The sequence below is a fragment of the Rathayibacter sp. VKM Ac-2803 genome, from assembly GCF_009807175.1.
In the GTDB taxonomy this organism is placed as follows: domain Bacteria; phylum Actinomycetota; class Actinomycetes; order Actinomycetales; family Microbacteriaceae; genus Rathayibacter.
This window is the reverse complement of the sequence record NZ_WUCD01000001.1, coordinates 2,225,960-2,243,280: the sequence shown is the minus strand read 5'-3', so window position 1 is coordinate 2,243,280 and position 17,321 is coordinate 2,225,960. Positions and strand designations below refer to the sequence as shown.

Genomic DNA, 17,321 nt, shown 5'->3' with positions numbered 1-17,321 from the left:
GGCGTGCGAGGTGCCGCGCGCCGGGCGCCGGATCAGTGTAGACGGTGGCCCGCGGTGAGTCCCCGAGCCGCGCGGAGGGACCTCAACGGCGCTGCTGCAGCGCGAGCCCGATGAGGTCGACGAGCCGCTCGGAGCCGTCGCGGACGCCGACCGTGGCCGCCCGGCGCCCCATCTCGTCGCGGCGGGAGGCGTCCTCCAGCAGCGGGAGGAGGGAGGCCTCGACCCAGGTCGGCAGGAACGCGGCATCCTCGACGAGCACGGCTCCCCCGGCGTCGACGACGCCGCGCGCGTTGAAGCGCTGCTCGCCGTTGCCGACGGGGTAGGGGATGTAGACGGCCGGGACACCCAGCGCGCTCAGCTCGCTGACGGTCGCCGCGCCGGCGCGCGAGACGGCGAGGTCGGCCGCCGAGAGGGCGAGGTCCATCCGGTCGCAGTACGGGAGGAGGTGGTAGCCCGCGATACCGGGATCGGAGATCTCGGCCTTCGACCCCGTGATGTGCAGGATCTGGAAGCCGGTCTCGACCACGGCGGCGGCCGCGGCGTGCACCGTGGCGTTGATCCGCCGAGCGCCGAGGGAGCCCCCCGTGACGAGCAGGGTAGGGCGGGCGGGATCGAGGCCGAACTCGCGCATCGCGTCGCCGCGTCGCGCCGCGCGGTCGAGATCGGCGATCTCGCGCCTGAGCGGCATGCCGACCGTCCGCGCGTGCGGGAGCGGCGTGCCGTCGAACGCGACGCCGACCCAGGGCGTGACGCGCGCGCCGAGCCGGTTGGCGAGCCCCGGTCGGGCGTTCGCCTCGTGGACCACGAAGGGGACGCGGGCACGGCGGGCCGCGAGGTACGCGGGCGCTGCCGCGTAGCCTCCGAAGCCGACCACCGCGTCGATCCGCCGCTCGCGGATCGTGCGGACGATGCCGTCGATCGTGGAGCGGAACGCGGACGGGAAGCGCAGGGCGGCGCCGTTCGGGCGGCGCGGGAAGGGCAGGCGCGGGATGACCGAGAGCTCGTAGCCCCGCAGTGGCACGAGGCGGGACTCGAGCCCCTCCGCGGTGCCGAGCACGAGGACCTCGTCGTCGGCACGACGGGCGCGGATCTCGTCGGCGGTCGCGAGCAGCGGGTTCACGTGGCCGGCGGTGCCTCCGCCGGCGAGCAGGAAGCGGGTCACTCCGCGACCGCCTCGTGGCTGCCGCGACCGGCGCCGAGCACGGGGAGGGGCGCCGTCTGCGTGCGCGCGAACGAGAGGACGACGCCGATGGCGATGAGCGAGCTGACCAGGGCGGTGCCTCCGGAGGAGATCAGCGGCAGGGGCACCCCGAGCACCGGGAGCACCCCCAGGACGACGCCGATGTTGACGAACGCCTGGCCGATCAGCCAGACCATCACCGCGCCGGTGGCGATCCGGACGAAGGGATCGGTCGACGAGTGGATCACGCGGAAGAAGGCGACGGCCAGGACGACGAAGAGGGCGAGCACCACGATCGCGCCGATCAGGCCGAGCTCCTCGCCGATGATGGCGAAGATGTAGTCGTTGTCGGCCGCGGGCAGCCACGACCACTTCGCCTTGGAGTTGCCGAGCCCGACGCCGAAGATGCCGCCGGACGCCATGGCCCAGGTGCCGTGCACGGGCTGCCAGCAGGAGTTCTGGTAGTCCTCGGTGTTCGAGCAGTCGCCGAGGAACGACATGATGCGGGTCAGCCGGTTCTCGCTCGAGATCGCGAACAGCACGGCGCCGACGGAGCCGACGACCACGATCGGGATGATCACCCGCATCCGCATGTTCGCGTAGAAGAGCGCCGCGAGCACGATGCCGGCCATGATGACCACGGTGCCGAGGTCACCGCCGAGCAGGACGAGGCCGATCGAGCCGCCGCCGACGATGCCCACCGGGATCAGCGCGTGCTTCCAGTCCTTCGGCCCTTTGTAGCGGCGCGCGAGGAGCAGGCCGAGCCAGAGCGCGAGACCGAGCTTGATGATCTCGGAGGGCTGCATCGTGAAGCCGCCGAGGCGGATCCAGTTGGTGTTGCCGCCGACCGACCAGCCCAGGGGCGTGAAGACCACCAGCACCTGGAAGAAGCAGCCGACACCGAGGATCATCGGCGTCGCCTTCTTCCAGAACGCGAGCGGCAGCCGCGAGACGACGAGCATCAGCGGCACGCCGAGCAGGGCGAACCCGCCCTGGCGGTAGAAGCCGCCGAACGAGTCGTCGCTGCTGACGTACGACGTGACCGACGACGACGACAGCACCATCGTGAGCCCGAAGAGGACGAGGAAGAGCGTCGTGCCGAAGAGCAGGTAGAAGTTGGGCGACTCGGAGGCGAAGACCCGCGAGAGGACGATCCGCGCGGTCCGCACGCGGTGGCGGTCACCCGTCTTCCGGGAGCCCTTCTCGGTGCCGGTCCTCGCGGCGTCAGTCCGGGAGCGACCCGGGAGCCTGCTCGTCGTCGGAGCGGTCATCGGCCCCTCCTCCCAGATACGTCGTCACCGCGGCCGCGAACGAACGGCCCCGTGCTGCGTAGTCGCGGAACTGGTCCATCGACGCCGCAGCGGGCGCGAGCAGCACGACATCGCCCGGCTGGGCGAGCGCCGCCGCAGCCTCGACGGCCGCCTGCATCACGGCCCCAGTCTCATCCGCGACCACCTCGGTCACGGGGAGTTCGGGCGCGTGTCGTCGGAATGCCTCGAGGACCGCGGCCCGGTCGACTCCGATGACCACGGCGCCCCGCAGACGGCCGACGTGACCGGCCACCAGGGAGCCCACGTCGACGCCCTTCAGCAGTCCGCCGACGAGCCAGACCACCGACGGGTAGGCGCGGAGGGAGGCATCGGCCGCGTGCGGATTGGTCGCCTTGGAGTCGTCGACCCAGGTCACTCCCGCCCGCTCGGCGACGACCTGGATGCGGTGGTCGTCGAGCTCGAAGCCGGCGAGGGCGCGGCGGATCGCGCCGGGCTCGATGCCGCACGCCCGCGAGAGCGCGGCGGCGGCGAGCACGTTCTGCACGATGTGCGGGGCCGCGAGGTGGCGGGCGGCCAGCTCGTCGACCGTGGTGATCTCGAGGGCGCTCGTCCGGCGGTCGTCGAGGAACGCGCGGTCGCAGAGGATGCCGTCGACGATGCCGAAGTCGCTGGGGCCGGGCACGCCGAGCCCGAAGCCGATGGCGCGCGCGCCCTCGATCACCTCGGCGTCGAGCACCATCTGCTCGGTCGCGGCGTCGGAGCGGTTGTAGACGCAGGCGACCCGGGTGTTCGCGTAGACCTTCGCCTTCGCCGCGCGGTACTCCTCGAACGAGCCGTGCCAGTCGAGGTGGTCCTCGGCGATGTTGAGGCAGGCGCTCGCGATCGGCTCGATCGCGCCCAGGTAGTGCAGCTGGTAGCTCGAGAGCTCGACGACCAGCACGTCGAAGCCCTGCGGGTCGCGGACCGCGTCGAGCACGGGCACTCCGATGTTGCCGCACGGCGCCGCACGCAGCCCGCCGGCGACCAGCATGCTCGCGGTGAGCCGGACGGTCGTGGTCTTGCCGTTCGTGCCCGTGACCGCCACCCACTCCGCGGGCGAGCCATCGGCACGGGTCACCTTGTCGCGCACGCGCCACGCCAGCTCGACGTCGCCCCACAGGGCGGTCCCCGACGCCACCGCCCACTCGACGATCGGATGCGTCGGCCGGAAGCCCGGCGACACGATCACCAGCTCGGGGTCGAACGCGGTCAGCTCCGCGGGGACGGAGTCGAGGTGCTCCGCGCGGTGCAGACGGGCGCCGATCACCTCGAGGAGGCGCTCGCGCTCCTCGTCGGCGCGGTCGGCGAGGACGAGCACGTCCGAGCCCAGCTCGGTCAGCGTGTCGGCGACCGAGAACCCGGTCACCCCGAGGCCGAGCACGGCGACGCGCAGACCGCGCCAGTCGGAGTGCCAGCTGCGGAGAGCATCGAGACGGGCGACGAGAGCGGGATCGGTCATGCCAGGGAGAGCCATTCGAGGTAGAAGAGCCCGACGCCTGCGGCGACGAGGATCCCGGCGATGATCCAGAAGCGGACCACCACCGTCACCTCGGCCCAGCCCTTGAGCTCGAAGTGGTGGTGGAGCGGACTCATCAGGAAGATCCGCTTGCCCCGGGTGATCTTGAAGTAGATCCGCTGCAGGATGACCGACCCGGTGACGATCACGAAGAGACCGCCGATCAGGATGACCAGCAGCTCGGTGCGGGTCAGGATCGCGAGGGCCGCGAGTGCGCCGCCCAGACCGAGCGAGCCGGTGTCGCCCATGAAGATCTGCGCCGGCGAGGTGTTCCACCAGAGGAAGCCGACGAGGGCCCCGGAGATCGCCGCGGCGATGATCGCGAGGTCGAAGGGATCGCTCACCTGGTAGCACTTGTCGGCCACCTCGGGGTTCAGCTGGAGGTCGTAGCACCACTGGTTGGACTGCCAGAAGCCGATGATCACGTACGAGCCGATCGCGAGGATCGACGAACCGGTCGCGAGGCCGTCGAGGCCGTCGGCGACGTTCACGCCGTTCGACGTGCTCGTGACGATCACGCAGATCCACAGCACGAAGAGCCCGATGCCGATCCAGCCGAGCGACGCGAAGTCGAGCGGGAGATCGCGGATGAACGAGATCGACGTGGACGCCGGTGTGAGGCCGTTGGAGTCGCGCACCATGATCGCGATGACGGCGAAGGCCGCCGCGACGATCACCTGGCCGGCGATCTTCGCCCAGCCGCCCAGGCCGAGACTGCGCTGGTTGCGGGTCTTGAGGAAGTCGTCGAGGAAGCCGACGAGGCCGAGCCCGACCATCATGAACAGCACGAGCAGCGCCGAGGGCGCGATCGCCCGGTTGCCGAAGAGCATCGCGAGGAAGTAGCCCGCGACCGTGGCGACGATGATGACGATGCCGCCCATCGTCGCCGTGCCGTGCTTGACGTGGTGCGACTGCGGTCCGTCCTCGCGGATGAACTGGCCCCACTTGAGGCGGTGGAAGAGCCGGATGAACAGCGGCGTCAGCAGCAGGGTGAAGGCGCCGGAGAAGGTTCCGGCCAGCAGGAGTGCTCTCATCGGTGGCGCTCCCCCAGTCGGTCGCCGAGGAATCGCAGGCCGGCGGAGTTGGACGACTTCACCAGCACGGTGTCTCCGCTCCGGAGGTAGTCCTCGAGGAGCGCGTAGGCGTCGTCGGCGGTCTCGACGAAGACGGACTCGCCGCTCCACGACCCCTCGCGCTCCGCCGCGACGTGGATGCGCCGGGCTCCGGCGCCGACCACGACGATCTGCGAGATGTTCAGGCGGACGGCCAGCAGACCCACCCGGTCGTGCTCCTCGTCGGCCCACTCCCCCAGCTCGCTCATCTCGCCGAGGACGGCGACGGTGCGCCCGCCCGGCTCGGCGATCTGGGCGAGGGTGCGCAGCGCCGCGGCCGTGGAGTCCGGGGACGCGTTGTACGCGTCGTTGATGACCTTGACGTCAGCGCCGCCGAGCACCTGCATCCGCCAGCGCTCGGCGAGCGTGACCGTGGACAGCGCCTCGACGATGCTCGCGAGCGGCACGCCCACCGAGAGCGCGGCCGCCGTCGCGGCGAGAGCGTTCATGACGTGGTGCTCTCCGAGGACGCGCAGGAGCATCTCGGCACGGGCGGCCTCGCGGCCCTCGCCCGCCGAGACCTCGATGGTGAAGCGCGTGCCGTCGGCGGACGTCTCGACGTCGACCGCGCGGACGTCGGCGCTCTCGCCTCGGCCGAACCAGAGCACGCGAGCGGCGGTGCGGCCCGCCATCGAGGCGACGCGGCCGTCGTCGACGTTGAGCACGGCGACGTCGTCGGACGTGAGGTCGGCGACCATCTCGGTCTTCGCCTCGAGGGTGCGCTCGATCCCGCCGAACTCGCCGGCGTGGGCCAGGCCCACCGCCAGGACGACGCCGACGTCGGGCTTGGCCATCCGCACGAGGCGGCGGATCTCGCCCACGGCGCTGGCGCCCATCTCGGCGACGAGGAACCTCGTCGACTCCGACACCTGGAGCATCGTGATCGGCGCCCCGACCTCGTTGTTGAACGAGCCGCGCGGAGCGACGGTCTCGCCGACCCGCTCCAGCACGGTGCGCAGCAGGTTCTTGGTCGTCGTCTTGCCGTTCGATCCGGTCACGCCGATGACGGTGAGACCGCCGAGCGCGCGCACCCGGCGGACGACCTCGGTCGCCAGGGCGCCCAGCGCCTGGACGGAGTCGTCGACGATCACCTGGGGGACGTCGAGGTCGAGCGGCCGCTCGACGATCAGCAGGGCCGCGCCGCGCTCGACCGCGACCGGCGCGAAGAGGTGGCCGTCGGTGTGCTCGCCGCGCTTGGCGACGAAGATCCCGCCGGGCGCGATCTCGCGCGAGTCGGTCTCTGTCGCGCCGTCGACGACGGTCGCGGCGTTCGAGGAGGCACCGGCGAGGTGGAGCCGGCCGGAGACGGCGGCGGCGATCTCGGTGAGGGTCATGGCGATCATCTAGAGCCAGCCCGCCTCACGCAGGGCCTGACGGACGTCGTCTCGGGCCGAATACGGCATGTGCACTCCTGCGATCTCCTGGTAGTCCTCGTGGCCCGGTCCGGCGTAGAGGATCGAATCGCCCTCGCGCGCGAGCGCGACGGCGGCGCGCACGGCGGCGCGCGGATCGGGGATCTCGTGGATCTCCCGCTCCGGGACGGCTGACGCCGCCGACTGGACGAGGACCGCGCGGATGGCGGCGGGGTCCTCCCAGCGCGGATGGAAGTCGGTCACGACGACGATGTCGGAGAGACGAGCGGCGATGGCGCCCATGTCGGCGCGCTTGGTGGCGTCGCGGTCGCCGTCGGCGCCGAACACCATGATCAGTCGGCCCGGGGTGAGGTCTCGGAGGGCCTCGAGCGCGTTCGTGAAGGCGTCGGGCGTGTGCCCGTAGTCGACGTAGACGCTCGGCCCGCGCTCTCCCGAGACCCGTTCGGCGCGCCCCGGGATGTAGACGTCGAGCCGGCTCTCCGCGAGGACATGCGCGATCGCCTCGAGGTCGAAGCCCGACTCGACGAGCATCACGATCGCCAGCGCGGCGTTCGCGGCCATGTACCAGCCGATCAGCGGGACGCTCACCTCGACCGAGCGGTTCTCGGGCCCCTCGAGGCGGAAGGTCGTGAGCTCGGACGTGCTGCGCAGCACGGTCATCGACCAGTCGGCGTCGTTCTCGGGAGCGACTCCGACGACCGGGGAGCTGGCGAGCGTCGTGACGGGGATGCGGCTGCGCTCGGCGAGCTGCCTCCCCCAGACGCTGTCGACGGTGACGACGCCGCGCCGCGCCCGCTCCGGCTGGAACAGGTCGGCCTTCGCCTCGAAGTAGTGCTCCATGTCGGCGTAGTCGTCGAGGTGGTCGTGGCTGAGGTTGGTGAAGCCGACGACGTCGAAGACCAGGCCGTCGATGCGGTGCCGGCTGAGGGCCTGCGCCGACACCTCGATCGAGACGGCGCGGACGGCCGACTCGCGCATGCGGGCGAGCAGACCGTGGAGCTCGCTGGCCTCGGGGGTGGTGAGGGAGCTGACGACGGCCACGTCACCGATGCGCCGCTCGGCGGTCGAGCTCAGGCCCGAGACGACACCGAGTCGGCGCAGCAGCGCATCGAGGAGGTAGACGACGCTGGTCTTGCCGTTCGTCCCGGTCACGCCGAAGAGGGTGGGCACGTCCTCCCCGGTCCGGTGGATCCACGAGGCGACGTCGCCGAGCGCGGCCCGCGGGTCGGGGGTCACGAGGACGGGGAGGCCGGAGGAGGCGGCAAGCGCAGCCCCCGCGGGATCGGTCAGGACGGCGACGGCTCCGGAGGCTGCGGCGTCGGCCGCGAACGCTGCCCCGTGCGCGGATCGCCCGACGACACCGACGTAGAGGTCGCCCGACTCGACGTGGCGCGAATCGAGCGTGATCCCGCTGACCTCGACGCCCTCGACACCGCGGACCGGACCGAGCGAGAACTCCGTCACCAGCTGCGACAGCGACCGGGGCACCGGGTGCTCGGGGCGGAGGGAGGTCTGCGGGCGAGTGTCGTGCAATGCCCGCTCTCTCTCTCGTTCTGGTGCGTGTGGTGCTTCTGGTGCGTGGCGTCCCGGCGCGATCACCACGTGGTGGGGTACTCCACCGGCGGCACCGTGGACGGCTCCACCCTGTTCGTCTTCAGCACCTGGGTCATGACCTGCTGGAACACGGGGGCCGTCGCCTGGGACGTGTTCATCTTAACCGGATCGGCGATCGTGACCGTCACGACGTACTCCGGGTCCTCGGCGGGCGCGAGGCCGGCGAGCGACACCGTGTAGCTCGAGGAGTAGCCGCCGTTGCCGTCGGGCTGCTGGGCCGTTCCGGTCTTCGTCGCGATGTTGTAGCCGTCGACGTGGATGTAGTCGGCGAGCCAGCCCTCGTTGTAGTGGGTCTGCAGCATGTCGACGACGTCCTTCGCGGCCGACGCAGAGACGACCTGGGTCCCCGTGGTGTCGGGCACGTCGACGACCGAGCCGTCGGCCGTCGTGCAGCCCTCGACGAGCTGTGCCGGCAGGCGGACCCCGCCGTTGCCGAGCGTCTGGTAGATCCCCGCCACCTGGACGGCGGTCGCCGAGACGCCCTGGCCGAACATCGTCGTGTAGTTCGTCTGGTTGTCCCAGTCCTGGTAGTCGGCGAGCTGGCCTCCGGTCTCGCCGGGGAAGCCGACGGCGGTCGGGCTGCCGAGCCCGAACCTCGTCATGTAGTCGTAGCGCTTCTCGGCCGAGAGCTGCGAGCCGAGCGTCGCGATGCCGACGTTCGAGGAGTCCTTGAGGATCCCCGTCAGGGTGTAGTTCGTCGGAGTGTGCGCGAAGTCGTCGCTGAACGACGCGCCGTCCTTCTCGAAGGTGTCGGGGATCACCGCATGGCTGGTCGGCGAGGCGAGGCCCTGGTCGATCAGCATAGCCGCGGTCATGGGCTTGAACGTGGATCCGGGCTCGAACGGGCTCTGGAACGCCCGCGAGCCGCGATCCTCGGCAGCGCTCGCGGACACGTTGTTCGGGTCGACCGTCGGCGTCTCGGCGACGGTGAGCAGCTTGCCGGTCTTGACCTCCTGCACGACGACGATCCCGTAGCTGCCGCCGACCTCGGCCACGCGGGCCGACAGCACCTGCTGGGCGTAGTACTGCAGGTCCGCGTCGATGGTGAGCTTCAGCTCGCCGCCGTCGACGGCCGGCGTCTCGGAGACGGTGCTGCCGGGGATCCGGACGTAGTCGGCGCTGCGCTCGTAGCTCTCGGAGCCGTTCGCGCCCGCCAGGCAGGTGTTCTCGGCGTACTCCATGCCCTCCTGGGCGGCGCCGTCGGCTCCGACGTAGCCGATCAGGTTGCCGCCGACCGCGCCGTTGGGATAGGTGCGACCCTGCTGGGTCTCGAAGTAGGTCCACGGGATGTCGAGCGCGATGAGCTTCTGGTACGCCTCGAGGTCGAGGCCCTCCGACAGGATCAGGTAGTTCGCCTTCGGGTCCTCGGCCAGCGCACCGCTCACGGCCGCCGTGATCTGCTCGACCGACTGGCCGGTGATCGCGCCGATCTCGGACGCCGCCTGCTCCACGCTGACGACGACCTCCTGGCCGTCGGGCATCTCGCGGAGGAACTCGGCGACGTTCTTCGGCGAGGTGGTCAGCCGGTAGCGGGTCGTCGTGTCGGCGAGCACGGTCCCGGAGCGGTCCACGATCGTGCCGCGGGTGCCGTAGGTGACGACGCTGTTCGACTGGTTCTGCGCCGCCTCGTCGGTCAGCTCGTTCGCCCGGACGATCTGGATGTCGACCAGCTTGCCGATGAAGAGCCCGACGATCGCGATGATGATGACGAAGGTGACGGCCGTGCGCCGCCTGCTTGACCGGTGGTGTCTCACTGCGGAGCTGTCCTTCTTCCTCCGGGCGGCTGCGCCGTCCTTCGTCGTGGCCGGATCTGGTCGCGGCGGATCGAGCGGGCGGTGGTCAGTGGGTGATCGGAGCGGGGAGCTCGCCCTGCAACGGTACGGCCGAGGTCGCCGAGGCGGCGGAGGACGCGCTCGCGTCGGCCGACGCGGGCGCGGGCTGGATCAGCGCGTTCGGCACGAGCGTAGACGCGGCCGCGGTGCCGACCTCGCTCGCCGCCGCCGAGGTCGGGTCGCCGAGCACAGCGCCGTCGGACAGCCGGAGGTAGACGGGAGCCGTGTTCGCGACCATCCCGAGGCCCTGCGCCGCCGTCGCGAGGTTCTGCGGCGAGCTGAGGGTGTCGACCGCGTCCTGCTTCTCGGCGTTGCTGCGGGTGAGCGTCTTCTGCTCGGTCTGCAGCGCCGAGATCTGGTAGGCGCCCTGCGAGAGGCCGACGCTCACGAGGAGCTGGACGACGATGATCGCGAAGAGGCCCGCGACGGCGACGATCCCGTAGACGAGCTTCGGGCGCGGGCTCCGCGCGACGGTCGGGACCGCCTCGATGCGCGGGCGCTCGGAGGGAGCACCGGGCCGGGCCGGCCGTGCGACGGTGTGCTCGGTGGCGATGACGGGTTCGATGACTGCGGTGGCGCTCATGCGGTCCTCCTGATCCTCTCGGCCGCGCGCAGGCGCACGGGTGCTGCTCGGGGGTTTCTGGCCAACTCGTCGTCGGAGGCGAGCTCTGCGCCGCGGAGGACGAGTCGGAACTCGGGTCGGTGCTCCGGCAGCTCCATCGGGAGCCCCTCCGGCGCCGTCGAGGAGGAGGCGGCCTGCAGGGCGCGCTTGACGATCCGGTCCTCGAGCGACTGGTAGGCCTCGACCACGATGCGTCCGCCGACGGCCACGCGATCGAGCGCCGCGGGGATGGCGCGCTCGAGCACCGACAGCTCCTGGTTGACCTCGATGCGCAGCGCCTGGAAGACCCGCTTCGCCGGGTGGCCGTTGCGCTGGATCGCGACCGGGGTCGCGGCCTGGATGATCTCGACGAGTCGGCCGGAGCGCTCGATCGGGGCGGCGGCCCGCGCCTCCACGATCCGCTTCGCGTAGCGCGCGGCGAGGCGCTCCTCGCCGTACTCGTGGAAGATCCGGCGGAGGGAGAGCTCGTCGTAGTCGGCGAGGATGCTCGCCGCCGTGAGCGGGGCGGTCGCGTCCATCCGCATGTCGAGCGGCGCATCCCTGGAGTAGGAGAAGCCGCGCTCGGACTCGTCCAGCTGGAGGGAGGAGACGCCGAGGTCGAAGAGAGCCCCGTCGATCTCGTCGATGCCGAGCTCGTCGAGCACGTCGGGGAGCTCGTCGTAGACGGCGTGCACGAGGTCGATGCGGGAGGCGTGCGCCGCCAGCCGCTCCCCCGCGAGCTCGAGGGCCTCGGGGTCGCGGTCGAGGCCGACGAGGTGGAGCCCCGGGAAGCGCTCGAGCAGGGCGAGCGAGTGGCCGCCCATGCCGAGGGTCGCGTCGACGAGGACGGCGCCGTCGCGCTCGATCGCCGGAGCGAGGAGCTCGATGCAGCGCTCGAGGAGCACCGGGATGTGGCGCTCCTCGGTGGGGCGCACGGTCTTGCGGTCGGAGTCTTCGGTCATGGTGGTCCCGTCGTCCTGTTCCTGCCGCCCGATCCCCATCCAGCTCACGACCGGACACCGGGGAAGGTGCGTCCGGGCGCCGAGTGGCTGGGAGTCGCGCGGCAGGAGCTAGAACAGGCCGGGGATCACCTCCTCCTGGGTGTCGGAGAACACGGACTCCTGCTCCTGCAGGTAGGTCTCCCAGGCGTCCTGGGCCCAGATCTCGGCGCGATTGCCCGCACCGATGACGGTGAGGTCGCGGTCGAGCCCCGCGTAGGCCCGCAGCGGTGCCGGGAGGGTCACGCGGTTCTGCTTGTCGGGAGTCTCGGCGCTGGCGCCGGAGAGGAAGACGCGCAGGAAGTCACGGGCCTGCTTGCTCGTGACGGGCGCCTGCCGGATCTTCTCGTGCATCACCTCGAACTCGCTCTGGCTGAACACGTAGAGGCACCGCTCCTGGCCGCGCGTGACGACGACTCCGGAGGAGAGCTCGTCGCGGAACTTGGCGGGGAGGATCACGCGGCCCTTCTCGTCGAGCTTGGGGGAATAGGTGCCGAGGAACACTGGCTGCCCCCCACTTCTTCCGGCCAAGGATGGTGTGGTCCCCACAGTACTCCACTTCCCCCCACTCACAACCCCGGCGCGGGGTGCGGCGCGCCGAAGACCGCCCCGTCATCCGCGGGATTCCGCGGAACGGCAGCGGTGGAGCGCAGTGGAGGGCGGAGTGCCTCCCGGGGAGGATCCGAGCATGGAAAAGGGGGTTTCTCGGCGAGGATCGACCCTGCTGGTGGTGCGGAGTGGGGACGGCCGCGTCCGGGCATGAAAAAAGGGCCGATCCGTGAGGATCGACCCTGTGGGTGGTGCGGAGTGGGGCTAGCTGCGACCGTCGCCGCGGTTGTCCCATCGCTCGTTCAGACGGTCCATGAACCCGGAGCCCTGGCGGTTGCCCGAGGAGCGGGGCTTCGCGGGGCGTCCGACGGTCGGCAGGCCGGGCTCGTCCGAGCCGCCCGCGGCGGGGCGCATGGCGACGACGACGCCCGCGAGCATCAGGGCGAAGCCGCCGACGCCGACGAGGGGCTGCCGGACGGCGACTCCGGTGACGAGGACGCCCAGGCCGACGATCGCGAGGAGGATGCCGAGCACGAGCGCCCGGTAGTTGGTGCCGCCGCGCCCCTTGCTGACCGCTGCCACGAAGTCGGCGTCGTTCTGATAGAGGTTGCGCTCCATCTCGTCGAGGAGCCGTTGCTCGTGTTCCGAAAGCGGCATCGGGACCCCTTCAGGGTGTGGCGTCGGCGGGTGGTGGTGTCGGCGCGGGCGGGACGGTGCCGCGGGTGACGGCGCTGTGGAGACGACCACGCGGGTAGCGCTTCACTCTAGACCGAGCGGTGCGCGGGCGCTAGGCGCCACCCGTGCGACGTCCGGTCGTGCATAGGCTGGTCGGGTGAACCACAGCACTCGTCTGGTCGATCGCGTCCAGTTCCGAATCGAAGACTTCCTCGCCGGGCGCACGCCAATTCTGCGCTCTCTCGGAGAGGACGTCCGGGCCCTCGGCGACCTTTCGCGGGACTTTCTCAGCGGGGGGAAGCGCTTCAGGGCGCGCTTCTGCGAGGCGGGCTGGACCGCCGTCTCGGCCGTCCCGAGCGAGGAGCACCCGAGCGGCTCCGACCCCGTCGCGCGGGTGGGCGCGAGCCTCGAGCTCTTCCATGCCGCCGCCCTCGTCCACGACGACGTGATCGACAACTCCGACACCCGCCGCGGAGCCCCCTCGGCGCACCGCCGGTTCGCGGCTCTGCACGGCGCCGGCGGCTGGACCGGCTCGGGGGACGAGTTCGGACGCTCCTCCGCGATCCTGCTCGGAGACCTGCTGCTGGTCTGGTCCGACGAGATCTTCGCCGACGCGGAGTGGTCCCTCGAGGACCGCCGGAGCGCCGAGCGGGCCCGTGCCGAGTTCAACCTGATGCGCACGGAGGTGACGCTCGGCCAGTACCTCGACATCCTCGAGGAGAACGCCTGGGTCGGGCATCCCGAGCACGAGCACCTCGCCCGCGCGGAGCGGGTCGTCGTCTACAAGAGCGCGAAGTACAGCATCGAGGCTCCGCTGGCGATCGGCGGCTCCCTCGGCGGAGGCGACGACGCGCAGCTCGACGCCCTGCGCCGCTTCGGCCTGCCGCTCGGCATCGCCTTCCAGCTCCGCGACGACGTGCTGGGCGTCTTCGGCGACCCGGCGGTGACCGGCAAGCCGGCCGGCGACGACCTGCGCGAGGGCAAGCGCACCATGCTGCTGGGGCTCGCGCGAGCGACGTCCTCCCCGGCCGGGAGGGACGAGCTCGACGCCGTCGTCGGCCGCGGCGACGCCTCGCCCGCCGACATCGCCCGCGCCCAGGAGATCGTCTCGACGAGCGGAGCGCTCGACCGGCTCGAGGAGCGGATCCTCCGCGAGGTCGACACCGCGCTCGGCGTGCTGCCCGACGCTCCGCTGCGCGAGGAGGGCGTGTCCGAGCTGCGCGAGCTCGCCGAGCGCGTCAGCGTGCGCGCGGCCTGATCGGAGGTTCGGTCGCGTCAGGGGGCGGTGATCAGGCGAGCGCCTGGGCGACGCGACGGACCTCGGCCTTGCGTCCCGCACGGAGTGCGAGGACGGGACTCGTGCCGAGGCTCTCCTCCGTCGAGAGCAGCCACTGCACGGCCTCGTCGTCGGAGAAGCCCGAGTCGGCGAGGAGGATGGCCGTGCCGCGGATCTCGCTCATCGGCTCGTCGTCGCGGAGGAACAGCGACGGCACCTTGAGGACGCCGTCGCGACGCGTCCCGATCAGGTGGCGCTCCTCGAGCAGCCGGCGGACCCGGCTCACGTTCAGCCCGGTCAGCTCGACGAGATCGGGGATCGTCAGCCACTCGGTGTCGGAGACGGGCGAGGAGGAGGCGGGGGCTGACGAGTCGGTCACCCGTCAAGACTGCCATGCTCCCCCGACCGCTCCAAGCGGGCGGAGCCGCTGCGGCGGGCGGTCGCGCGTTGCTCACGGGTTCGGCTGACGCTCTTGCCTAGACTCGTCGCGTGACCACCAGCCAGCTCGACCCCCTCCTCGGCCGTCTCGTCGACGGTCGGTACGAGGTGCGCTCGAGGATCGCCCGCGGCGGCATGGCGACGGTCTACCTCGCGAACGACCTGCGCCTCGATCGCCGCGTCGCGATCAAGGTCATGCACGGCCACCTCTCGGACGACCAGGTCTTCAAGAACCGGTTCGTCCAGGAGGCGCGATCGGCCGCGCGACTGGCGCACCCGAACGTCGTCAGCGTCTTCGACCAGGGCCAGGACTCCGACATGGCCTACCTGGTCATGGAGTACCTGCCCGGCATCACGCTGCGCGACCTGCTCAAGGAGCGCGGACGGCTGACCGCCCAGCAGGTCGTCGACATCATGCACTCCGTGCTGTCCGGGCTCGCCGCGGCGCACCGCGCCGGGATCCTGCACCGCGACCTCAAGCCCGAGAACGTCCTGCTCGCCGACGACGGCCGCATCAAGATCGGCGACTTCGGCCTCGCCCGCGCGGCCACCGCGAACACCGCCTCCGGCCAGGCGCTGCTCGGCACGATCGCCTACCTCTCCCCCGAGCTGGTCACCCGCGGCACCGCCGACACCCGCAGCGACATCTACGCCATCGGCATCATGATCTACGAGATGCTCACCGGCGAGCAGCCCTTCACGGGCGAGCAGCCGATGCAGATCGCCTACCAGCACGCGAACGACTCGGTGCCCTACCCCAGCGCCAAGGTGCCGTCGGTGCCCACCTCCCTCGACGAGCTCGTGCTCTGGGCGACGGAGCGCGACCCCGACATGCGCCCTCGCGACGCGGGCGTGATGCTCTCCCAGCTGCTCGAGGCCGAGCGGTTGATGGGCATCACTCCGACCGATCGGCGCGGCGACACCCAGGCCGTCACTCCGCTGCCGCCGCCCGCCACGGCCCCGGCGACTGCCGCCCTCTTCGATCCGGCCACCCCCGGGCAGACGACGGTCCTCGAGGGACCGCCCGCGGAGGAGGACGCGGACGACGAAGCCGTCGCCCGGCTCGCCGCCAAGCGACGGGTGCGTCGGCGACGCGGTGTCCTCCTCACGATCGTCATCCTCCTGCTGGCACTTCTCGGCGGAGGCACCGCCTACTGGTTCGGCGAGGGACCGGGCGCGATCAGGACCATCCCGACCGTCGTCGGGCTGAGCCAGGAGGACGCCACGGCGCTCCTCGAGGCCAGCGACCTGCAGGTCGAGCAGCAGCAGGCGCCGGACCTCACCGTGCCGATCGGGACGGTGATGAGCTCGGATCCCCCGCAGGACCAGAGCATCCACAAGGACTCGGTGGTGACCCTCGTCGTCTCGAGCGGACCGCGCCAGATGGAGGTGCCGGCGCTCACGGGCCTGACCCAGGAGGAGGCGACCGCCGCCCTCACCGGAGCGTCCCTCGTCGCCGGCGCCACCACGAGCGTGTTCGACGCCGACGTCGAGAGGGGCCGTGTGATCTCGGCGTCGCTCCCCGGCGGGGGCGAGCTGCCCGCCGTCCTGCCCGAGACCAGCGGCATCGACATGGTCGTCAGCCTCGGACCGATCCCGAACGTGGTCGGCCTCTCGCTCGAGGCCGCGACCGACGCGGCGGAGCAGGCCGGGCTCGCCCTCGACAGCAGCGGCGAGGACTGGAGCGACACCGTCCCCGCCGGCATCGTCCTCACCCAGGCCAACCCCGAGGCGCCCGCGACGACCGGCCAGACGATCAGCGTCGTGGTCTCGAAGGGACCGGAGCCCGTCGCCGTCCCGAACGTCGTCGGCATGACCCGCGACCAGGCGAAGGCGGCCCTCGACGCGGTCGACCTCACCTGGAGCTACTCGCTGTCGACGCTCGGACCCCTGATCGATGCAGCCCCCGACGAGCTCACGAAGGTCACCAACCAGTCCAACAAGGCAGGCGACCCCGTCCAGCGCGGCACCACCATCCAGCTGTCGATCACCATCACGACTTGAGCCGTTCTGTGCGGGGAGCACTTCGCGCTCCCTGCACCGCGGTCGGCTCCTCGAGGTGGTCGCGCCACGCAGAGCGTCCTGCGAACGGCGAAGGCGAATCGCTGAATCGCGATTCACCCGTTCGCCTTCACCTTCCGATCCGCTTGCTCGGATGGTCCACCTCGACCGACGGCGCGACGAGGCTCTCGGACGGCACTCGGAACGACCCATCCTCGCGGGATTCGTGCGTGTGGCCACGTCCTCGCTGGACTCCTGCGCGAGGTCCCGTCTTCCGGTACTCGTGCGGGTGGCACCGTCCTCGCTGATCGAGCCCGCAGCGCGCGGAGCGGGCGTATCGAGATCCACGTCCGTCAGAAGGCCGGGGCAGAAGCCTGATCTGTTGACGCTGGTGGGTCTCGATACGCCCCTGCGGGGCTGCGGGCTCGACCAGCATGGCGACGACAGCGGCGGGCGGCCGGCTTCTCGCCCGCGACAGGGATGCACGCTGGGCGGCAGGGCCTGACGCCCAGCGTCGGACGCGGCACGCGCCGGACGCCCCGCCGCCGGACCGGCCGGCCACATCCAAGGCGAACGGGCGAATCGCGTGCCAGCGATTCGTCCTAGCCGTTCCCACGACGCTCTGCGGATCGCGACCATCCCTGGATTCCGACCGCAGCGGAGGGGGCGCTCGCGCCGCCTCCGCGAGAGAGCGCTGCCGAACGGGCGAATCGCGTGCCAGCGATTCGTCCTAGCCGTTCCCACGACGCTCTGCGGATCGCGACCATCCCTGGATGCCGACCGCGGTGGAGGGAGCGCTCGCTCTCCCTCCACCAGACGGCACCCTCATCTCCTCGGAGCTGCGGC

General features: G+C 71.4%; 14 protein-coding genes. 2 read left to right on the top strand and 12 right to left on the bottom strand.

The window, feature by feature from the left end; translation table 11 throughout:
* Positions 1 to 82: 82 nt before the first annotated feature.
* From murG to GRS96_RS10365, 11 genes are all read right to left on the bottom strand, one after another.
* Positions 83 to 1,162 carry an undecaprenyldiphospho-muramoylpentapeptide beta-N-acetylglucosaminyltransferase gene (gene murG / locus GRS96_RS10415; protein ID WP_159857167.1) on the bottom strand — a complete coding sequence of 360 codons (1,080 nt, stop codon included), beginning with the start codon at positions 1,160 to 1,162 and terminating at the stop codon, positions 83 to 85.
* A complete protein-coding gene (gene ftsW / locus GRS96_RS10410; RefSeq protein ID WP_159857165.1) occupies positions 1,159 to 2,451 on the bottom strand; it encodes a putative lipid II flippase FtsW in 1,293 nt (430 codons plus the stop codon). Before ftsW ends, murG begins: the two co-directional genes overlap by 4 nt.
* Positions 2,405 to 3,949: a UDP-N-acetylmuramoyl-L-alanine--D-glutamate ligase gene (gene murD, locus GRS96_RS10405; protein ID WP_159857163.1), complete on the bottom strand. Its 1,545-nt coding sequence runs from the start codon at positions 3,947 to 3,949 to the stop codon at positions 2,405 to 2,407. The genes ftsW and murD overlap by 47 nt, the downstream gene beginning before the upstream one ends.
* Positions 3,946 to 5,040, bottom strand: coding sequence for a phospho-N-acetylmuramoyl-pentapeptide-transferase (gene mraY / locus GRS96_RS10400; RefSeq protein WP_159857161.1), 1,095 nt, complete (start codon positions 5,038 to 5,040; stop codon positions 3,946 to 3,948). Before mraY ends, murD begins: the two co-directional genes overlap by 4 nt.
* A complete protein-coding gene (locus tag GRS96_RS10395; RefSeq protein ID WP_159988433.1) occupies positions 5,037 to 6,461 on the bottom strand; it encodes a UDP-N-acetylmuramoyl-tripeptide--D-alanyl-D-alanine ligase in 1,425 nt (474 codons plus the stop codon). The genes mraY and GRS96_RS10395 overlap by 4 nt, the downstream gene beginning before the upstream one ends.
* A complete protein-coding gene (locus GRS96_RS10390) occupies positions 6,462 to 8,024 on the bottom strand; it encodes a Mur ligase family protein (protein WP_159857157.1) in 1,563 nt (520 codons plus the stop codon).
* Positions 8,025 to 8,086: 62 nt separating this feature from the next.
* On the bottom strand, positions 8,087 to 9,859 hold the full coding sequence (locus GRS96_RS10385; protein ID WP_235022025.1) for a peptidoglycan D,D-transpeptidase FtsI family protein: 1,773 nt from the start codon (positions 9,857 to 9,859) through the stop codon (positions 8,087 to 8,089).
* Positions 9,860 to 9,944: 85 nt separating this feature from the next.
* Positions 9,945 to 10,520, bottom strand: coding sequence for a hypothetical protein (locus GRS96_RS10380; RefSeq protein ID WP_159857155.1), 576 nt, complete (start codon positions 10,518 to 10,520; stop codon positions 9,945 to 9,947).
* Complete coding sequence (gene rsmH, locus GRS96_RS10375; RefSeq protein WP_235022024.1) at positions 10,517 to 11,500, bottom strand: 16S rRNA (cytosine(1402)-N(4))-methyltransferase RsmH; 984 nt, start codon at positions 11,498 to 11,500, stop codon at positions 10,517 to 10,519. The genes GRS96_RS10380 and rsmH overlap by 4 nt, the downstream gene beginning before the upstream one ends.
* Before the next feature lie 108 nt (positions 11,501 to 11,608).
* Positions 11,609 to 12,040, bottom strand: coding sequence for a division/cell wall cluster transcriptional repressor MraZ (gene mraZ, locus GRS96_RS10370; RefSeq protein ID WP_159857153.1), 432 nt, complete (start codon positions 12,038 to 12,040; stop codon positions 11,609 to 11,611).
* A gap of 309 nt (positions 12,041 to 12,349) precedes the next feature.
* Entirely contained in the window at positions 12,350 to 12,742 is a 393-nt protein-coding gene (locus tag GRS96_RS10365) for a DUF3040 domain-containing protein (RefSeq protein ID WP_159857151.1), read from the bottom strand.
* Between the two features lie 175 nt (positions 12,743 to 12,917).
* Between GRS96_RS10365 and GRS96_RS10360 the strand changes: the two genes are divergently transcribed.
* Positions 12,918 to 14,018 carry a polyprenyl synthetase family protein gene (locus tag GRS96_RS10360; RefSeq protein WP_159857150.1) on the top strand — a complete coding sequence of 367 codons (1,101 nt, stop codon included), beginning with the start codon at positions 12,918 to 12,920 and terminating at the stop codon, positions 14,016 to 14,018.
* Between the two features lie 31 nt (positions 14,019 to 14,049).
* Here GRS96_RS10360 and GRS96_RS10355 read toward each other — a convergent pair whose 3' ends face one another.
* Positions 14,050 to 14,415, bottom strand: a complete 366-nt coding sequence (locus GRS96_RS10355) for an Rv2175c family DNA-binding protein (protein ID WP_236553613.1) — start codon at positions 14,413 to 14,415, stop codon at positions 14,050 to 14,052.
* 110 nt (positions 14,416 to 14,525) lie between these two features.
* Here GRS96_RS10355 and pknB point away from each other — a divergent pair, with 110 nt between their 5' ends.
* Complete coding sequence (gene pknB, locus GRS96_RS10350) at positions 14,526 to 16,478, top strand: Stk1 family PASTA domain-containing Ser/Thr kinase (RefSeq protein ID WP_159988432.1); 1,953 nt, start codon at positions 14,526 to 14,528, stop codon at positions 16,476 to 16,478.
* Positions 16,479 to 17,321 lie beyond the last annotated feature (843 nt).

What these genes read in the sequence shown, in the direction of transcription:
- ftsW (WP_159857165.1), bottom strand. Translation starts at nt 2,451, where the DNA reads ATGACCGCTCCGACGACGAGCAGGCTCCCGGGTCGCTCCCGGACTGAC.
- murD (WP_159857163.1), bottom strand. Translation starts at nt 3,949, where the DNA reads ATGACCGATCCCGCTCTCGTCGCCCGTCTCGATGCTCTCCGCAGCTGG.
- mraY (WP_159857161.1), bottom strand. Translation starts at nt 5,040, where the DNA reads ATGAGAGCACTCCTGCTGGCCGGAACCTTCTCCGGCGCCTTCACCCTG.
- GRS96_RS10395 (WP_159988433.1), bottom strand. Translation starts at nt 6,461, where the DNA reads ATGATCGCCATGACCCTCACCGAGATCGCCGCCGCCGTCTCCGGCCGG.
- GRS96_RS10380 (WP_159857155.1), bottom strand. Translation starts at nt 10,520, where the DNA reads ATGAGCGCCACCGCAGTCATCGAACCCGTCATCGCCACCGAGCACACC.
- rsmH (WP_235022024.1), bottom strand. Translation starts at nt 11,500, where the DNA reads ATGACCGAAGACTCCGACCGCAAGACCGTGCGCCCCACCGAGGAGCGC.
- GRS96_RS10365 (WP_159857151.1), bottom strand. Translation starts at nt 12,742, where the DNA reads ATGCCGCTTTCGGAACACGAGCAACGGCTCCTCGACGAGATGGAGCGC.